This is a genomic window from Pukyongiella litopenaei (assembly GCF_003008555.2).
Taxonomy (GTDB): domain Bacteria; phylum Pseudomonadota; class Alphaproteobacteria; order Rhodobacterales; family Rhodobacteraceae; genus Pukyongiella; species Pukyongiella litopenaei.
In genome coordinates this window covers 703385-719975 of sequence record NZ_CP027665.1, presented here as the reverse complement: position 1 = coordinate 719975, position 16591 = coordinate 703385, and the positions used below count along the sequence as shown (strand labels likewise).

Genomic DNA, 16591 nt, shown 5'->3' with positions numbered 1-16591 from the left:
TCCTGTACTGGGAAGGAAAAGTCGCGCGCCTTATAGGGGCTGCCCCGGTGCTTGTCACCCGGTTTCGGTGCCGTTTGCGGCGCGCGGTCAAGGCAATCGGCACGAGGGCAAACAGCGCCAAAGCAAACGGCGCCGGCCACAGGGACCGGCGCCGCAGGCGTGGGATACGATTGCCGGATTACTTCCAGCCGGCCTCGTTGAAGATCTTCTGCGCGGCGGGGATGTTGTCGGCCACGGCCGACAGGTCCACGCTATCGGCCTTGAAGTCGCCCAGTTTCTGGACCGACTCGGCCAGGTCCACGCCCTTGACCGCCGGATATTCGTCGTTGCCGGCCGAGAAATAGACCTGCGCCTGATCGCCCGACAGGTATTCGAGGAACTTGATCGCGTTGTCGCGGTTCGGCGCATGGGCGGCCACGCCGGCGCCCGACAGGTTCATGTGCGCCCCGTTGCCGTCCTGGTCGGGAAACACCCAGCCGATCGTGTCGACACTGTCGCTGAGGCCCTTGACATCCTTGCGCAGCGCGCGGGCGAAGTAATAGGTGTTCGCCACCGCGATGTCGCATTCGCCCGACACGAGGCCGCGCAGCTGGTCGGTGTCACCGCCCTGCGGATCGCGGGCAAAGTTCGCGACCACGCCGTCGGCCCAGGATTTTGCGGCTTCTTCGCCCTCATGTTCGATGATCGCGGCCAGCAGCGTCTGCATGTAGGCGTTGGTCGAGGACCGGATGCAGACCTGCCCCTTGTATTTGGGGTCGGCCAGATCGGCATAGGTCTGCGGCGGTTCGGCCACGTCGGCCTTGTCGTAGAAGATGATCCGCGACCGCTGCGAGAACCCGAACCACTGGTTGTCCGCGTCCTGGAGATTGCCGGGGATGCGTTCCTCGAGCACCGCGCTGTCGATCGATTGCAGGATGCCGGCATCCTTGGCGCGCTTCAGCCGCGAGGTGTCCACGGTCAGCATCACATCGGCGGGGCTGTTGGCGCCCTCGGCCTCCATCCGCGCGATCAGTTCGTCGGCCTTGCCTTCGATGCGGTTGATGGTGATGCCGGTGGCCTCTTCGAAATCGGAGTAGAGTTTCTCGTCGGTGTCGTAGTGGCGGGACGAATAGAGGTTGAGCTCGCCCTCGGCGGCAGCGGCGGTTGCCAGGGTGGCGGCCAGCAGGGCGGCGAGACAGGTTGCAGGTTTGCGCATGATAACTCCCATCGATTGGTGATACGCTCATTTCCGACTAAATTCGTCAATTTAGCAAATCGGGAAAAGATGCAAGCCACAATTCGCCGTGCATGACCGGATTGCCGCCGAAACCGGGACGGCGCGCAAAGAAAAACCGCGCCCGGAGGGGCGCGGTTTTCGCATCGTTCGGTGCGGTCAGGTTCAGCCCTGGCGGGCCTTGAACCGGCGCTGCGTCTTGTTGATCACATAAACGCGGCCTTTGCGACGCACGATCCGGCAGTCGCGGTGCCGGTTCTTGAGCGAGCGGAGCGAATTCTTGACCTTCATCGCCGTTCTCCATTTCGTTGCGGCGCGGGCCAGCGCCTCGTGTTGCGGGCACCCCGAAGAACCGGAGCGGTGAATTCATGGTGGGCGGTACTGGGATCGAACCAGTGACCCCTACGATGTCAACGTAGTGCTCTACCGCTGAGCTAACCGCCCATGAATACCGCCGCGTCATCCGCCCCAAGAACGAAATGGGGCGCGGAAATCCGCGCCGGTAGCGGCGTCTATAGAAGGAGTCGCGGGTGGGATCAAGGGCTTTTGAAGGATGTTGGTTTGGCGTAAACACTGACGAGGAATGGAGCGACGATGACCGATCCCGCCTATGATCTCGCGATGCCCGCGCGGCAGCACTCCTGCGTGATTTTCGCCTCTCCGCATAGCGGGCGCGACTATCCGGCGGCGTTCCTGCGCGACAGCGTGCTGGACGAACGCGCCATTCGCAGTTCGGAAGACGCCTTTGTGGACCGGTTGTTCGATGCGGCGCCCGATTTCGGCGCCCCGCTATTGAGCGCGCGGGTTCCGCGGGCCTATGTGGATCTCAATCGCGGCGTCGACGAACTGGACCCGGCGGTGGTCGCGGGCGTGCAGCGGCGCGGGCACAACCCGCGCGTCGCCTCGGGGCTGGGCGTGATCCCGCGCGTGGTGGCCAATGGCCGGCAGATCCATCGCGGCAAGCTGTCGCGGTCGCAGGCGCAGGAGCGGCTCGACCGGTGCTGGCATCCCTATCACGCGACCCTGAAAGGGTTGCTCGCGGCGACGCACCTGCAGTTCGGCCAGGCGATTCTGGTCGATTGCCATTCGATGCCGCACGAGGCCATCGAGAACATGCTGGGCGGGGGCTGGGCCCGCCCCGAGGTGGTGCTGGGCGACCGGTTCGGGGCCGCCGCGGGTGGCGAGGTCGTGGACCGGATCGAGGCTGCCTTTTCCGCCGCCGGGCTGCGGGTGGCCCGCAACGCGCCGTTTGCCGGGGCCTATGTCGCTCAGGCCTATGGGCGTCCCGAGCGCGGCCAGCACGCGGTTCAGATCGAGATCGACAGGTCGATCTACATGGACGAACGGCAGATCGCGCCGCGTCCGGATTTCGACGCGTTCCGTGCGCTGATGCGCGGCGTGATCGCCGAAATCGCCGCCATCGGGGCCGCCGACATGCCGCTGGCCGCCGAATAGGGGTGAGCGGACGGGCGACCGGGTTTCAGCGCAGCGCCCGGCCTTTCACGATCGCATCCTTGCCGAACCGGTCGCGGATCGCGTCGGCGGCGCGTTCGGCCCCCTGCCGCCGGACCGCTCCGGGGTCGAGCAGGTCGCCGGAAAGATCGGCCTGCGCCTCGGGACAGAGGTCTGACAGGCCAACCCCGATCAGCCGGAACGGTCCCTTGCCGGCCTCGGCGTCGTAGAGCCCCCGCGCGGTGCGATAGATCCGGTCGGCCAGCTGGGTCGCGTCCCGCAGGGTCAGCCGCCGCGTCAGCAACCCGTGATCGGCGCGTTTCAGCTTGAGCGTCACGACACGGCCCGCCAGTTCGCGCGCCTTGGCCCGGTCGGACACGTTTTCCGACAGCCGCCAGATATGGCCGTCCAGGATGTCGGTGTTGCCGGTATCCTCGAAGAACGTGGTTTCGTTCGAGATCGACTTGATCGGGGCGTGGGCTGACACCCGGCGCCGGTCCTCGCCGCGGGCTAGGTGCCAGAGCCGGTCGCCCATCATGCCGAACCGGTCGTGCAGCGCCTCCCTGTTCCAGCGCAGCAGGTCCGCGAATGTCCGGATGCCGGCCCGGTCGAGCGCCTCCTGCGCCGCCGGTCCGATCCCCCAGATCAGACGCACGGGCCGGTCGTGCAGGAACCCCGCCGTTTCCGCCTTGCCGATCACCGAATAGCCGCGCGGCTTGTCCAGGTCCGACGCGACCTTGGCCAGGAACTTGTTGTGCGACAGCCCAATCGAGCCGGTGAGGCCCAGTTCGTCATGCATCCGCCGCACCAGCCGCGCCAGCATCACCGCGGGCGGAGCGCCATGCAGGCGCCTTGTGCCGGACAGGTCCATGAACGCCTCGTCCAGCGACAGCGGCTCGACCGCCGGGGTCAGGTCCGCCATCATCGCGCGGATGCGTTTCGAGATATCGGCATAGACCGACATGCGCGGCTTGATCACCACCGCGTCGGGGCAGAGTTTCAGCGCCTGGAACATCGGCATCGCCGAGCGCACGCCACGGATGCGCGCGACATAGCAGGCGGTGGAAACCACGCCGCGCCGCCCGCCGCCGATGATCACCGGGCGGTCGGCAAGGTCCGGATTGTCACGCTTTTCGACCGAGGCATAGAAGGCATCGCAATCCATATGCGCGATGGTCAGGTCGAACAGTTCGGGATGCGCGATGATGCGCGGGCTGCGGCAGGCGGGGCAGCGCCGGGCATCGTCGAACGGGGTCAGGCAGTCGCGGCACAGGGCGGGCATGACGGGGGAATCCACGATTGTTCCGTGACCCGATCCTAGCGCAGCGGCGCCGGGCCGGGAATGCGGATGCCGGGTGTTTCACGAAAGACCCCCCGCTGCATCAGCGGGGGGAGGTGACGAACCACAGGAAGAAAAAGTTCGTCGGGGGAGTGTCACGGTCCCAGTCTCGCCCAACACCCGTATCGATCACAGTCCGGTTTTCCTGACCTAAGGTAAACTTCTGCCCGCTGTGCTTTTCGAGACACATGGTATCGCGGGGTTCTCAGCGGTCCGGCAACCCCGACAGGATCGCCCGCGCGGCCGCGGCGGGATCGTCGGCCTGATAGACCGGACGGCCCACGACGATATGGTCGGCACCGGCCGCCAGGGCGCCCGCCGGCGTGGCGATGCGTTTCTGATCGCCATGTGCCGCGCCTTCGGGGCGCACGCCGGGGGTGACGATCAGCCGTCCGTCGGCCTGCGGCAGCGCGCGGATCGCGGCGGCTTCCTGCGGGCTCGAGATGACGCCATCGGCACCGGCCTCGAACGCCCGGGCCGCCCGTTCCAGCGCGATCTCGGTCAGGTCGCCCGGTTTCATCATCGCCGCGTCCAGATCGGCCCGGTCGAGCGAGGTGAGCACGGTGACGGCGAGGATCTTCAGATCCTTGCCCGCGGCGCCCTGCCTGGCGGCGCGCACCACATGCGGGTCGCCATGCACGGTCAGGAAATCGAGGTCGAACTGGGCAAGCCCGCGCACCGCGTTTTCCACGGTGTTGGAGATGTCGAACAGTTTCATGTCCAGAAAGATGCGCTTGCCGTGTTCCTGCTTGAGTTCGTTGGCCAGCGCCAGCCCGCCCCCGGTCAGCATCCCCAATCCGATCTTGTAGAACCCGACCGCATCGCCGAGCGCCTCGGCGATTTCGAGCCCCTGCAGGGCGTTGGCGACATCGAGGGCGACGATCAGGCGGTCATCGGACATGTGCGGGGCTCCGGTTCCTTGGGGGTCAGGGTTCTGTAGCGGCGGAACCGCCCGGCTGCAATTCCGGACAATGGCCATAGATCCACTCCATGTCGGGTTTTTCGGTGCAATACATATGCACCCAGATGTAACAATGCTGGAACAGCGCAACCACCAGCGCGTTCCAGGATCCCAGCGCCAGCGCAATGCCCCAGAGCCCGAGGAAGGCGACGCCGTACATCGCGTTCTGCGTGTGGCGATAGATCCCCCCGCGCACCAGCGGCAGGCGGGCGATCTCTTCGCGGAAATGGTCGCCGCCCAGGGCGCGGGTCAGGGTGAAGTGAACGAGCACCGAATGCAGCGCCCAGCCGGACAGGCCGAGCAGGGCTGCGCCAAGCAGGATTTCGGGGGCGCGATGGCCGGTGACGGGCGTGGTATCCGCCCAGCCGGTCAGCAGCACGGTCACAGGCCGCGTCAGCAACAGCGGCATGAATACAGCACGCCAGACGGCCATGTCTCGGTCGCCCAGCAGGCGGGTCAGCAGGTTGCGATGCAGTTGCAGCCGGAAACCCAGGGCCACGATGACCTGATGGACCAGCGCAAGGGCGATCGACAGATGCGCCCAGCCGGCAGAGGTCAGCCGCAGCAGGGTGGGTGCCTCGGCCGGGGCCGCGAGCAGCGACAGCGCACCTACGGTCAGCAGCACAGCCAGCCCGGCATGCTGGAGCTGGCCTTCGCAGATGTTGCCCCAGGAGGATCGGGACCGGATGTCGGCAAGACTGGCCACGGCGGCAGGATAGGGGCGGCGGGCCAGCCTGTCCAGCGGGCCGCGCGGCGGGGTCGCGGCCCATTGTCGTGATTTCATGTGCTTTTCCGTCCCCGAACCCTTGAAGCGGCGGCTGCGGTCCCCAAATCAGTTCCAAGGCTCAGCGCCGGTGTGCCGCCCAGCGGGCACCGGCAGGAACGGGCGCTTGAAAAGGAGAGAACGATGGACTTGAACAAGTTCACTGAGCGTGCACGCGGTTTCGTGCAGGCGGCGCAGACGATTGCGATGCGCGAAGGCCACCAGGCCCTGAAACCCGAACATCTGCTCAAGGCGCTGCTGGATGACGACCAGGGGCTGGCCAGCAACCTGATCGCCCGCTCGGGCGGCGTGCCCGCCCGCGTGGTCGAGGCGCTGGACCTGGCGATGGAGAAAATCCCGCAGGTCAGCGGCGATGTCGGCCAGATCTACATGGACAGCGCGACCGGCCGGGTGCTGGCCGAGGCCGAAAAGCTGGCCGACAAGGCCGGCGACAGCTTCGTACCGGTCGAACGGGTGCTGATGGCGCTCTGCATGGTGAAATCGCCCGCGAAAACCGCGCTGGAGGCGGGCAATGTCAGCGCCCAATCGCTGAACGGGGCGATCAACGATATCCGCAAGGGCCGCACCGCCGACAGCGCCACCGCCGAAGACAGCTATGAGGCGCTGAAGAAATACGCGCGCGACCTGACCCAGGCCGCCGCCGAGGGCAAGATCGACCCGATCATCGGGCGCGACGAGGAAATCCGCCGCTCGATGCAGGTGCTGAGCCGCCGGACCAAGAACAACCCGGTGCTGATCGGCGAACCCGGCGTCGGCAAGACCGCCATCGCCGAGGGCATGGCGCTGCGGATCATCAACGGCGACGTTCCCGAAAGCCTGCGCGACAAGAAACTGCTCGCGCTCGACATGGGGGCGCTGATCGCGGGCGCGAAATATCGCGGCGAATTCGAGGAACGGCTCAAGGCGGTGCTGAACGAGGTTACCGCGGCGGCCGGTGAAATCATCCTGTTCATCGACGAGATGCACACGTTGGTGGGCGCGGGCAAGGCCGATGGCGCGATGGATGCGGCCAACCTGATCAAGCCGGCGCTGGCGCGGGGCGAACTGCACTGCATCGGGGCTACCACGCTGGACGAATACCGCAAATATGTCGAAAAGGACGCGGCACTCGCCCGCCGGTTCCAGCCCGTGATCGTGCAGGAGCCGACCGAGGAGGACACGATCTCGATCCTGCGCGGCATCAAGGAGAAATACGAACTCCACCACGGGGTGCGGATCTCGGATTCGGCGCTGGTGGCGGCGGCGAACCTGTCGCATCGCTACATCACCGACCGGTTCCTGCCGGACAAGGCCATCGACCTCGTCGACGAGGCCGCCAGCCGCCTGCGCATGGAGGTGGACAGCAAACCCGAGGAACTGGACCAGCTCGACCGACAGATCCTGCAGATGCAGATCGAGGAAGAGGCGCTCAAGCGCGAGGATGACGCGGCAAGCCGCGACCGGCTGGAGACCTTGCAGAAGGACCTGGCCGGGTTGCAGGAACGCAGCGCCGGAATGACCGCGCAATGGCAGGCCGAGCGGGACAAGCTGGCCGGTGCGCGCGACCTCAAGGAACAGCTGGACAAGGCGCGTGCCGAACTGGAGATCGCCAAGCGCGAAGGCAACCTGGCCAAGGCCGGTGAGCTGTCCTACGGCATCATTCCGGGGCTGGAGAAGCAGCTGGCCGATGCCGAGGGCCGCGAGAACAGCGGGCTGATGGTCGAAGAGGCGGTGCGCCCGGAACAGATCGCCGCGGTGGTCGAGCGCTGGACCGGGATCCCGACCGCGAAGATGCTGGAAGGCGAACGCGAGAAGCTGTTGCGCATGGAGGACGAGCTGCATGCCCGCGTGATCGGGCAGAATGCCGCCGTGCGCTCGGTGGCCAACGCGGTGCGCCGGGCGCGTGCGGGGCTCAACGACGAGAACCGCCCGCTGGGGTCGTTCCTGTTCCTCGGGCCAACCGGTGTCGGCAAGACCGAACTGACCAAGGCGGTGGCGAGTTTCCTGTTCGACGACGACAACGCGATGGTGCGCATCGACATGTCCGAGTTCATGGAGAAACACAGCGTCGCCCGCCTGATCGGCGCGCCTCCAGGCTATGTCGGCTATGACGAAGGCGGCGTGCTGACCGAAGCGGTGCGGCGCAGGCCCTACCAGGTGGTGCTGTTCGACGAGGTCGAAAAGGCGCATCCGGACGTGTTCAACGTGCTGTTGCAGGTGCTCGATGACGGGGTGCTGACCGACGGGCAGGGGCGCACGGTCGATTTCAAGCAGACGCTGATCGTGCTGACCTCGAACCTGGGGGCGCAGGCGCTGAGCCAGCTGCCCGAGGGCGCCGATGCCGCCGATGCGCGGCGCGACGTGATGGATGCGGTGCGGGCCCATTTCCGTCCCGAATTCCTCAACCGGCTGGATGAAACGATCATCTTCGACCGGCTGACGCGGGCCGATATGGATGGCATCGTCGAAATCCAGATGGCGCGGCTGGCCCGCCGCCTGGCTGGGCGCAAGATCACGCTGGAGCTGGATGACGGCGCGCTCAAATGGCTGGCCGATGAAGGCTATGACCCGGTGTTCGGGGCGCGGCCGCTCAAGCGGGTGATCCAGCGGGCGCTGCAGAACCCGCTGGCCGAGATGCTGCTGGCCGGCGAGGTGCTGGACGGATCGACCGTTCCGGTGACGGCCGGTGCGGACGGGCTGATCATCGGCGACCGGGTCGGCACGTCGGACCGTCGCGCGCCGGATGATGCGGTGGTTCACTGACCGGTTGCAGCCGGATGAACGCGATGGGCCGGGCAGGGGGAAACCTCTGCCCGGTCCCTTTTGGCGGGTGCGGCACCCGAACGCGGCGGTCTATTTGCCGTAATAGTCGCGATACCAAGCGACGAAATGCGCGATGCCCTCGCGGAATTCGGTCGTCGGGGCATAGCCGGTGAGCGTCCGCAGCAGGGTCGCGTCGGCCCAGGTGGCGGGCACGTCACCGGGTTGCATGTCCATCATGTTGCGCGTGGCCTTGCGCCCCAGCTCGGCCTCGATCGCCTCGACGAAATCGAGCAGCCGCACCTTGCGCGAATTGCCGATATTGACGATGCGATAGGGCGCCACCGGCGACAGGCTGTCGCCCTCGGGGATGGCCGCGGCGGGCTCGGGGCGGTGCGGCACCGCGTCGATCAGCAGGCGGATGCCGCGCACCAGGTCGTCGACATAGGTGAAATCGCGATACATGTCGCCGTGGTTGTAGATGTCGATGGGCTGGCCGTCGAGGATCGCGCGGGTGAACTTGAAATAGGCCATGTCGGGCCGTCCCCACGGTCCGTAAACGGTGAAGAACCTGAACATGGTGGTCGGCAGGTCGTGCAGGTGGGCATAGGAATGGCCCATCGCCTCGGTCGCCTTCTTGGTCGCGGCATAGATGGTCAGGGGCAGGTCGGCCTTGTCGGTCTCGCGATAGGGGATATCGGTATTGGCGCCATAGACCGACGAGGTCGAGGCCATCAGCAGGTGTTGCACCCGTAGCTCCCGCGCGGCCTCCATCACGTTGAAAGTGCCGGTGATGTTGCTGTCGACATAGGACCGGGGCTGTTCCAGCGAATAGCGCACACCCGCCTGCGCGGCGAGATGCACGATCGCGTCGGGGGCAAAATCGCGCGCAGCCCGCATGATCGCCTCCGCGTCTTCCAGCATCGTTTCGGTGGCGGAAAAGCCCGGCTTCTGGTGCAGGATCTGGTGCCGCCGCCGTTTCAGCGTGACATCGTAGTAATCGGTCATCCCGTCGATGCCATGCACCTGCATCCCGTCGTCCAGCAGCAGCCGGGCGAGGTGGAAGCCGATGAACCCGGCGGTTCCGGTGATCAGGATACGTTTCATGCGATGACCCCCTGCCGTTGACGTGCCGCTGTTGCCAGCCGGGGCATCCTTGGCCGGATTTGGCGTCGATGCCAAGGGTTGGCGCGGCGGCTTAGTTACCCGGCTTGCAGGCGTCGGGCCGGGCGGCGTCAAAGGCGTGGTGCCGGGCGCAGGCCGCGTCGGCGGCCAGCAGGCGCGGCAGATCGTCGATCCGAACCTCCCACCGGCGCGCGTTGTAGAGCTGCGGCACGAGGCACAGATCGGCCAGCCCCGGCGTTTCCCCGCAGCAATAGGGCGCCTGTTCGAACTGCCCCAGCAGGGTTTCGAAGGCTTGCAGGCCGGGGCGGATGAACCGTTGCATCCAGCCCTTGCGCGTGGCTTCGGGATCGGTGGTGAGCGCGGCCGCATGGCTGGCCACCGACAGGTTGCAGACCGGGTGGATGTCGACCGCGATTGCGTGGGCCAGCGCCTGGACCCGCGCCCGTTCCGCCGGATCGCCGGGCAGGAGCCCCAGGTCGCGGGTGCGGTCGAGATAGTCGAGGATCGCCAGCGACTGGGTCAGCCGCAGCCCGTCGATCTCGAGCACCGGCACGAGGCCCTGCGGGTTGCGCGCCAGGTGTTCGGGCGCCCGGTGTTCGCCTTTGACAAGGTCCACCGGTACCGCACGCCAGTCGATCCCGGCGAGGTTCAGCGCGATCCGCACCCGGTAGCTGGCCGAGGACCGCCAGTAGTCGTAGAGCACCGTCTCAGGCATCGGAATAGCTCCGGGCGGTTTCCAGCAATTCGCGCAGCGCGTCCACATCGCCGATCCGGTTGGCCATCATCAGCACCAGGCGTGCGTTAAGCGCGTGGCTCGCGGCCTCGTCCAGCCCGTCATGGACCTGCATCAGCGCAGCATAGAAATCGTCATGGTCCGGGTTGAGCCGGTCCGGCGTGATCACGGGGGCGTCGGCGGTCATGCGGCGGTCTCCTCGTTGTCGTCCTGCGGCAGGTCCGCGCCCAGCGCGCGGTCGCGGGCAGTGATCACCTCGGCGGCGGTGGGCTGGTTGCCGAAAACCGCGCAGACATGGCCATCGGGGCGGAACAGGTAGGTGCGCCCGTCGCCATAGCGGCGCAGCGCGTGGCGGTTGGTGGCGATGAAACAGGGATAGTCGGCACGATGGTTGATGCCGATGCGGCGCAGCCCCGGCACGTCGGGCAGGATCACGTCGCCGAAGCCCACCAGCGTGAAGCTGCCCTGCACCTCGTCCAGCAGCCAGCTGTCGCCATCCGGGCCATGCAGCGGCGCGTCCGGCATCGCCGATCCCGGCGGCACCTGTGCGCTGCCCGGCGTCTGCAACGCCATCCCCTCGAGCGAACAGGGCAGGCTCAGCCGTCCCGAATTCAGCAGCTTGCGCGCAAAGGGCTGGTCATGGGCCAGCCGCAGCGCCTCGGCCCTGAACAGCGCCTTGATCGGCGTTTTCGGCGTCATGAAATTGGTCGACCGGGCCGAGTTCAGGATGTTCTCGGCCGAGCCGTGCGACCGTTCCTCGTCATAGGTGTCCAGCAATGCGCGCGGCGCGTCGCCGGCCAGCACGGCGGCCAGTTTCCAGCCCAGGTTGTCGATATCCTGGATGCCGCCATTGCCGCCGCGCGCCCCGAACGGGCTGACCACATGGGCGCTGTCGCCGGCAAAGATCACCCGGCCATGCACGAACCGGTCCAGCTTGATGCAGCGGAACTTGTAGACGCTGAGCCAGTCGAACCGGAACGGCTTGTCCCCCACGATTGCCTTGATCCGGGGGATCACCTTTTCCTCTTTCACCTCTTCGCCGGCGTCGGCCCCCGGATCGAGCTGCAGGTCGATGCGATAGATATTGTCGGGCTGCATGTGCAGCAGCGCCGATTTTCCGGGGTGAAAGGGCGGATCGAACCAGAACCAGCGTTCGGGAACGTCCTCGTCGCCAAAGGGGCTGTCCTCCATCTCGATATCGGCGATCAGGAACTGTTCCTCGAAGGTCTGGCCGGTGAAATCCAGCCCCATCCGGGTGCGGGTGGCCGATCCGGCGCCGTCGCAGGCAATGTAATATTCGGCCTCGATGCTGTAAGGCCCGTCGGGGGTTTCCACCTCCAGCCGCACATGGTCGCCACGGTCGTCATGGCCGACCACCTTGTTGTTGAACCGCAGGTCGATCAGGTCGGGAAATTCGCGGGCGCGGTCGACCAGGTATTGCTCGACGTGATATTGTTGCAGGTTGATGAAGGCCGGGTATTTGTGGCCTTCCTCGGGCAGCAGGTCGAAACTGTAGACCTCGTCATCGCCGTGGAAATTGCGCCCGACCCGCCAGGTCACGCCCTTGTCCAGCATTCGGGTGCCGACGCCCAGCCGGTCGAAGATTTCCAGCGCCCGCTTGGACCAGCAGATCGCGCGGCTGCCCACCGACACCACGTTGTTGTCGTCCAGCACCACCGAGGCAACCCCGCGCAGCGCGAGGTCGATGGCCATGGCCAGCCCGATCGGGCCGGCACCGACGATGGCGACCTTGTGGCGCGGTTCCGTTGCGGTCAGGCCGGGCGGCGCGACGTATTCGAAAGGGGTGTAGTCATAGGCCATGATTTTCTCCCTGTCAGTGTGACGCTGCGAAGATGTTCGCCGCCGCGCCGGGTATGCGCCATGATGCGGATCAAGGCGTGACCACCCGATATTGCTTAGCCCTGCAGTGCTTCCCACATGTCCTTGTCGCGCTGGGCGGTCCAGATGCGAGGGGTATCGATGTCGCGCGCTTCGTCATAGGCGCGGGCGACGTTGAAGGGCAGACAATGTTCGTAGATCGCGTAGTCGCTGAACTTGGGGTCGCATTCCGCGCGCACCGCGTCCCAGGCATCCTTCAGCGACCCGCCGCGCAGCGCGACGCGCGCCGCCGGACGATAGGTGGAACGGATGAAGTCGCCGGTCAGATCGAGCGCGGCATTGACCATGTCCCTGCCCACCAGCGCATCGCCGCGCCCCGGCGCGATGGCATCGAGATCGAAGCGGCGGATCGCCTCGAGCGTGCGCGGCCAGTCGTGGAAATGGCCGTCGCCGCAATAGCAGGCGCTGTGATACTCGACGATGTCGCCGGTGAACATCACGTTCTGGTCGGGCACATAGACCACGATATCTCCTGCCGTGTGGGCACGGCCCGGCTGCATCAGGTCGACGCGCCGGTTGCCCAGGTAGATCGACATGCGCCCCTCGAACGTGGTGGTGGGCCAGGTCAGGCCGGGAATTTCCTCGTGCCCCTGGAACAGCCGTGGAAAGCGGTCGAACTCGCTGTCCCAGTCCTCCTGCCCGCGCTCGACCACCATCGACCGCGCCTTTTCCGACATCACCACCTGGCTCGCGCCGAAGGCCGAGGCGCCCAGAACGCGCACCGCGTGGTAATGGGTCAGAACCACATGGCTGATCGGCTTGTCGGTGACGGAACGGACACAGTCGATCACCTTGCGCGCCAGCCGGGGGGTCGCCTGCGCCTCGACGATCATCACGCTGTCGTCGCCGATGATGACGCCGGAATTGGGATCACCCTCGGCGGTGAAGGCATAGAGACCCTCGCCGATTTCGGTGAAGCTGATTTCCTTTTCGGTCAGGTCGCCCTGGGATGCGAATGCCTTGGCCATGTGGCGCTTCCTTTTCTGACGGTTGCGCCGGGGACACCGTGCGGGAGCCTCCGGCGGGGATATTTATGGCAAGAGGAAGGCGGATCAGCGCGCGTAGGGATCATCGAGCGCGGCCAGCGCCTTGCCGGTGCAGGTGCCGAAGCCGATGGTGTAGCCGTCGCCACGCGCCGCGCCCTGCAGCGTCAGCGTGTCGCCATCCTCGACGAAGCTGCGGGTCTGACCGCCGTCCAGCGTGATCGGTTCCCTGCCGCCCCAGCTCAGTTCCAGCAGGCTGCCGCGCTCCGGTTTCGTCGGACCCGAAATGGTGCCCGACCCGAGCAGGTCGCCGGGGTTCATCGGGCAGCCCGAGGTGGAGTGATGCGCCAGTTGCTGCGCGGCGGAGTAGTACATCTCGCGGTAGTTGGTGCGCGCGATGGTGGTCTGAGCGCCGCCTTCGGGCGCGAGCGTCACCGACAGGTCGATGTCATAGAGCATCGGCCCGCAATCCTTGAGGTGATCGAGCAGTTCGAACTCGCGCGCGGGCGTGTCGCACCGGAACGGCTCCAGCGCCGCGCGGGTCACAATCCAGGGCGAAATCGAGGTGGCGGTGGCCTTGGCCTGGAACGGGCCGAGCGGCTGGTATTCCCAGGCCTGGATGTCGCGCGCCGACCAGTCGTTCAGCAGCACATAGCCAAAGATCATCGCATCCGCCTCGGCCACCGTCACCGGTCCGTCCGAGGGCTGCCCCACGACCGCGCCCATTTCCAGCTCGATGTCGAACCGGGCGCAGGGGGCGAAACGGGGCAGATCGTCGTCCGGACCCTTGATCTGGCCCCAGGGACGGCGGACCGGGGTGCCCGAAACGACCACCGACGAGGCGCGACCGTTATAGCCGATGGGAATATGCAGCCAGTTCGGCGGCAGCGCGTTTTCCGCGCCGCGGAACATGGTGCCCACGTTGAAGGCGTGATGGCGACCGGCATAGAAATCGGTGTATTCCGACACCAGGAACGGCAGGTGCATCTCGGCATCGGCCTGCGCCACCAGCAACGGCTCGGCCGCGGCCCGGTCGGCGCTGCCTTCGGACAGGATCGCGGTCAGCCGGTCGCGCAGGGCGGTCCAGATCTCGGGGCCTTCCTCCATCACCTCGTTCCAGAACGGCACGTCGAACAGCGGGCCGGTGCCCGGATCGACCAGGCCTGCATCCTCCGCGGCGGCCATGTCGAGGATCATGTCCCCGATCGCCACCCCGCAGCGCGGGTCGCTGCCCGGGGTGGAAAACACGCCATAGGGCAGGTTGTTCAGCGGAAACGGATGATCCGCCGCGTTGGCGGAGTCGACCCAGGATTTCATCAACGGCATCGGTGATCCCCTTGCTGGCGGTCGCGCGCGCCCCGCCCCTTCATCTTGCCCGAAAAACTCCGGGGGTGAATGCGCCAGAGGCGCAGAGGGGGCAGCGCCCCCTCACTCCCTGTTACTTCCTTCCGGGCGTGCCGTCGAACTTCTTGTCGATATCGGACCAGCAATCGATGTAGTCGTCCTGCAGCGGCGCCTCGTCGGCGGCAAAGGCGGTCAGGTGCTGCGGGAACCGGGTTTCGAACATGAAGGACATCGTGTTGTCGAGCTTTTCCGGTTTCAGATCGGCATTCGACGCGCCTTCAAAAGCGTTCTTGTCCGGCCCGTGCGGCAGCATCATGTTGTGCAGGCTCATGCCGCCGGGGACAAAGCCCTGCGGCTTGGCATCGTACTGGCCATAGATGTTGCCCATCAGTTCGGACATGATGTTCTTGTGATACCAGGGCGGCCGGAACGTGTCTTCCATCACCATCCAGCGTTCGCGGAACAGCACGAAATCGATATTCGCCGTGCCCGGTACGCCGGAAGGCGCGGTCAGCACGGTAAAGATCGACGGGTCGGGGTGGTCGAACAGGATCGCCCCGATCGGGCAATAGTCGCGCAGGTCGTATTTGCACGGGGCATAGTTGCCATGCCACGCCACCACATCGAGCGGCGATTGCCCGATCCCGGTGCGGTGGAACTGGCCGCACCATTTGACGGTGACGGTGGACGGTACCTCGCGATCCTCGAAGGCGGCGACCGGCGTCTTGAAGTCGCGCCGATTGGCCATGCAGTTGGCCCCGATCGGGCCGCGGCCGGGCAGTTCGTATTTCTGGCCGTAATTCTCGCAGACGAATCCGCGCGCCGGACCGTCCAGCAGCTCGACCCGATAGACCAGCCCGCGCGGGATGATCGCGATTTCCTTGGGCTCCAGGTCGATGATGCCCAGCTCGGTCGCAAACCGCAGCCGGCCTTCCTGCGGCACCACCAGCAATTCGCTGTCGGCGGAAAAGAAATAATCGTCCACCATCGATTCGGTGACCAGGTAGATATGGCTGGCCATGCCCACCTGCGTATTCACGTCCCCGGCGGTGGTCATCGTGCGCATCCCCGTGAGCCAGGTCAGCGGCCGGTCGGTCGTCGGGACCGGATCCCAGCGATACTGGCCCAGGCTGATCACGTCCGGGTCCACGTTGGGCGCCGATTTCCAGTAGGGCAGGTCGATCTTTTCGTAGCGGTGCGAATGTTTCACGCTGGGCCGGATGCGGTAGCACCAGGTGCGCTCGGTGCTTTCCGCGGTAAAGGCGGTGCCCGAGAGCTGTTCGCCGTAGAGCCCGTAATTGCATTTCTGCGGCGAGTTCATGCCCTGCGGCAGGGCGCCCGGCAGCGCCTCGGTTTCGAAATCGTTGCCAAAGCCCGGCATGTATCCCGGCGTGGTGCCCGTGGGGCTGCTGGCCTGGGTGAAGCTATGCGGATCGGTGGGGCGGTTCATCGGCGTGTCCTCCATTGCTGCGGTTGGTCTAGTAGTTGATTTTGTAACTAACAACAGCTAGAGCCAGTCCATGGACAAAAAAGATGACCTGGATCTGCAGAGTTTCCTGCCATACCTGCTGGCGCAGGCCGCCGAGGCCAGCAGCCTGTCGTTCCAGCAGGTCTACAAGGGCCGCTACGGGTTGTTGCGCACCGACTGGCGCGTGCTGTTTCATCTCGGCCAGAACGGGCGGATGACGGCCAAGGAGATCGGCGACCGGGCGCGCACCCACAAGACCAAGGTCAGCCGCGCGGTGCGGCGGCTCGAGGAGCGCCGGTTCCTGACCCGGACCCGCGACCAGAACGACCGGCGGTCCGAACACCTGGAACTGACCGCCGCGGGTGTCGCGGCCTATCGCGACCTGCGCGAGGTTGCCGCGGCCTATGAAAAGACCCTGATCCGGCAGTTTTCACCGCAGGATGTCGCGCTTCTGCGTCGGATGTTGCAGAAACTGGCCGGTGCGGGCTGAACCCGGCACTTGCGGCACCGTGCCGGTGGTCCCAACCTTGTTGCATGGAAAACGCGAGGCG

General features: G+C 66.2%; 15 protein-coding genes and 1 tRNA gene. 3 read left to right on the top strand and 13 right to left on the bottom strand.

The window, feature by feature from the left end; translation table 11 throughout:
- Positions 1-178: 178 nt before the first annotated feature.
- From C6Y53_RS03625 to C6Y53_RS03615, 3 genes are all read right to left on the bottom strand, one after another.
- On the bottom strand, positions 179-1195 hold the full coding sequence (locus C6Y53_RS03625) for a Fe(3+) ABC transporter substrate-binding protein (protein WP_106471178.1): 1017 nt from the start codon (positions 1193-1195) through the stop codon (positions 179-181).
- Positions 1196-1378: 183 nt separating this feature from the next.
- On the bottom strand, positions 1379-1504 hold the full coding sequence (gene ykgO / locus C6Y53_RS03620; RefSeq protein WP_054004448.1) for a type B 50S ribosomal protein L36: 126 nt from the start codon (positions 1502-1504) through the stop codon (positions 1379-1381).
- A gap of 78 nt (positions 1505-1582) precedes the next feature.
- Positions 1583-1657: transfer RNA gene (locus C6Y53_RS03615), tRNA-Val, on the bottom strand.
- Between the two features lie 150 nt (positions 1658-1807).
- On the opposite strand from C6Y53_RS03615, the gene C6Y53_RS03610 reads away from it, so the two are divergent.
- Positions 1808-2668, top strand: coding sequence for an N-formylglutamate amidohydrolase (locus C6Y53_RS03610; protein WP_106471177.1), 861 nt, complete (start codon positions 1808-1810; stop codon positions 2666-2668).
- Positions 2669-2693: 25 nt separating this feature from the next.
- Here the strand turns inward: C6Y53_RS03610 and C6Y53_RS03605 are convergent, their stop codons facing one another.
- From C6Y53_RS03605 to C6Y53_RS03595, 3 genes are all read right to left on the bottom strand, one after another.
- Positions 2694-3947: a DNA polymerase IV gene (locus C6Y53_RS03605; RefSeq protein WP_106471176.1), complete on the bottom strand. Its 1254-nt coding sequence runs from the start codon at positions 3945-3947 to the stop codon at positions 2694-2696.
- Between the two features lie 262 nt (positions 3948-4209).
- Positions 4210-4905 carry an orotidine-5'-phosphate decarboxylase gene (gene pyrF / locus C6Y53_RS03600; protein WP_106471175.1) on the bottom strand — a complete coding sequence of 232 codons (696 nt, stop codon included), beginning with the start codon at positions 4903-4905 and terminating at the stop codon, positions 4210-4212.
- 25 nt (positions 4906-4930) lie between these two features.
- Positions 4931-5749, bottom strand: coding sequence for a methyltransferase (locus C6Y53_RS03595; RefSeq protein ID WP_106471174.1), 819 nt, complete (start codon positions 5747-5749; stop codon positions 4931-4933).
- 123 nt (positions 5750-5872) lie between these two features.
- Here C6Y53_RS03595 and clpB point away from each other — a divergent pair, with 123 nt between their 5' ends.
- A complete protein-coding gene (gene clpB / locus C6Y53_RS03590; protein ID WP_106471173.1) occupies positions 5873-8491 on the top strand; it encodes an ATP-dependent chaperone ClpB in 2619 nt (872 codons plus the stop codon).
- A gap of 90 nt (positions 8492-8581) precedes the next feature.
- Here the strand turns inward: clpB and C6Y53_RS03585 are convergent, their stop codons facing one another.
- The 7 genes from C6Y53_RS03585 to hmgA form a co-directional block, all read right to left on the bottom strand.
- Positions 8582-9595: a GDP-mannose 4,6-dehydratase gene (locus C6Y53_RS03585; RefSeq protein WP_106471172.1), complete on the bottom strand. Its 1014-nt coding sequence runs from the start codon at positions 9593-9595 to the stop codon at positions 8582-8584.
- A gap of 91 nt (positions 9596-9686) precedes the next feature.
- Positions 9687-10328, bottom strand: coding sequence for a maleylacetoacetate isomerase (maiA, locus tag C6Y53_RS03580; protein ID WP_106471171.1), 642 nt, complete (start codon positions 10326-10328; stop codon positions 9687-9689).
- Entirely contained in the window at positions 10321-10533 is a 213-nt protein-coding gene (locus tag C6Y53_RS03575; RefSeq protein WP_106471170.1) for a DUF2783 domain-containing protein, read from the bottom strand. Before C6Y53_RS03575 ends, maiA begins: the two co-directional genes overlap by 8 nt.
- Positions 10530-12167, bottom strand: a complete 1638-nt coding sequence (locus C6Y53_RS03570) for an FAD-dependent oxidoreductase (RefSeq protein ID WP_106471169.1) — start codon at positions 12165-12167, stop codon at positions 10530-10532. Before C6Y53_RS03570 ends, C6Y53_RS03575 begins: the two co-directional genes overlap by 4 nt.
- Positions 12168-12262: 95 nt before the next feature.
- Complete coding sequence (locus tag C6Y53_RS03565) at positions 12263-13213, bottom strand: MBL fold metallo-hydrolase (RefSeq protein ID WP_106471168.1); 951 nt, start codon at positions 13211-13213, stop codon at positions 12263-12265.
- 84 nt (positions 13214-13297) lie between these two features.
- Positions 13298-14554 (bottom strand): fumarylacetoacetase, encoded by a 1257-nt coding sequence (gene fahA / locus C6Y53_RS03560; protein ID WP_106471167.1) that lies wholly within the window; start codon positions 14552-14554, stop codon positions 13298-13300.
- A 112-nt stretch (positions 14555-14666) separates the two neighbouring features.
- The gene (gene hmgA, locus C6Y53_RS03555; protein ID WP_106473945.1) at positions 14667-16022 is read right to left on the bottom strand and encodes a homogentisate 1,2-dioxygenase; all 1356 of its coding nucleotides are present in this window, start codon (positions 16020-16022) and stop codon (positions 14667-14669) included.
- A 70-nt stretch (positions 16023-16092) separates the two neighbouring features.
- Between hmgA and C6Y53_RS03550 the strand changes: the two genes are divergently transcribed.
- The gene (locus C6Y53_RS03550; RefSeq protein ID WP_106471166.1) at positions 16093-16530 is read left to right on the top strand and encodes a MarR family winged helix-turn-helix transcriptional regulator; all 438 of its coding nucleotides are present in this window, start codon (positions 16093-16095) and stop codon (positions 16528-16530) included.
- The last annotated feature ends 61 nt before the right edge of the window (positions 16531-16591 follow it).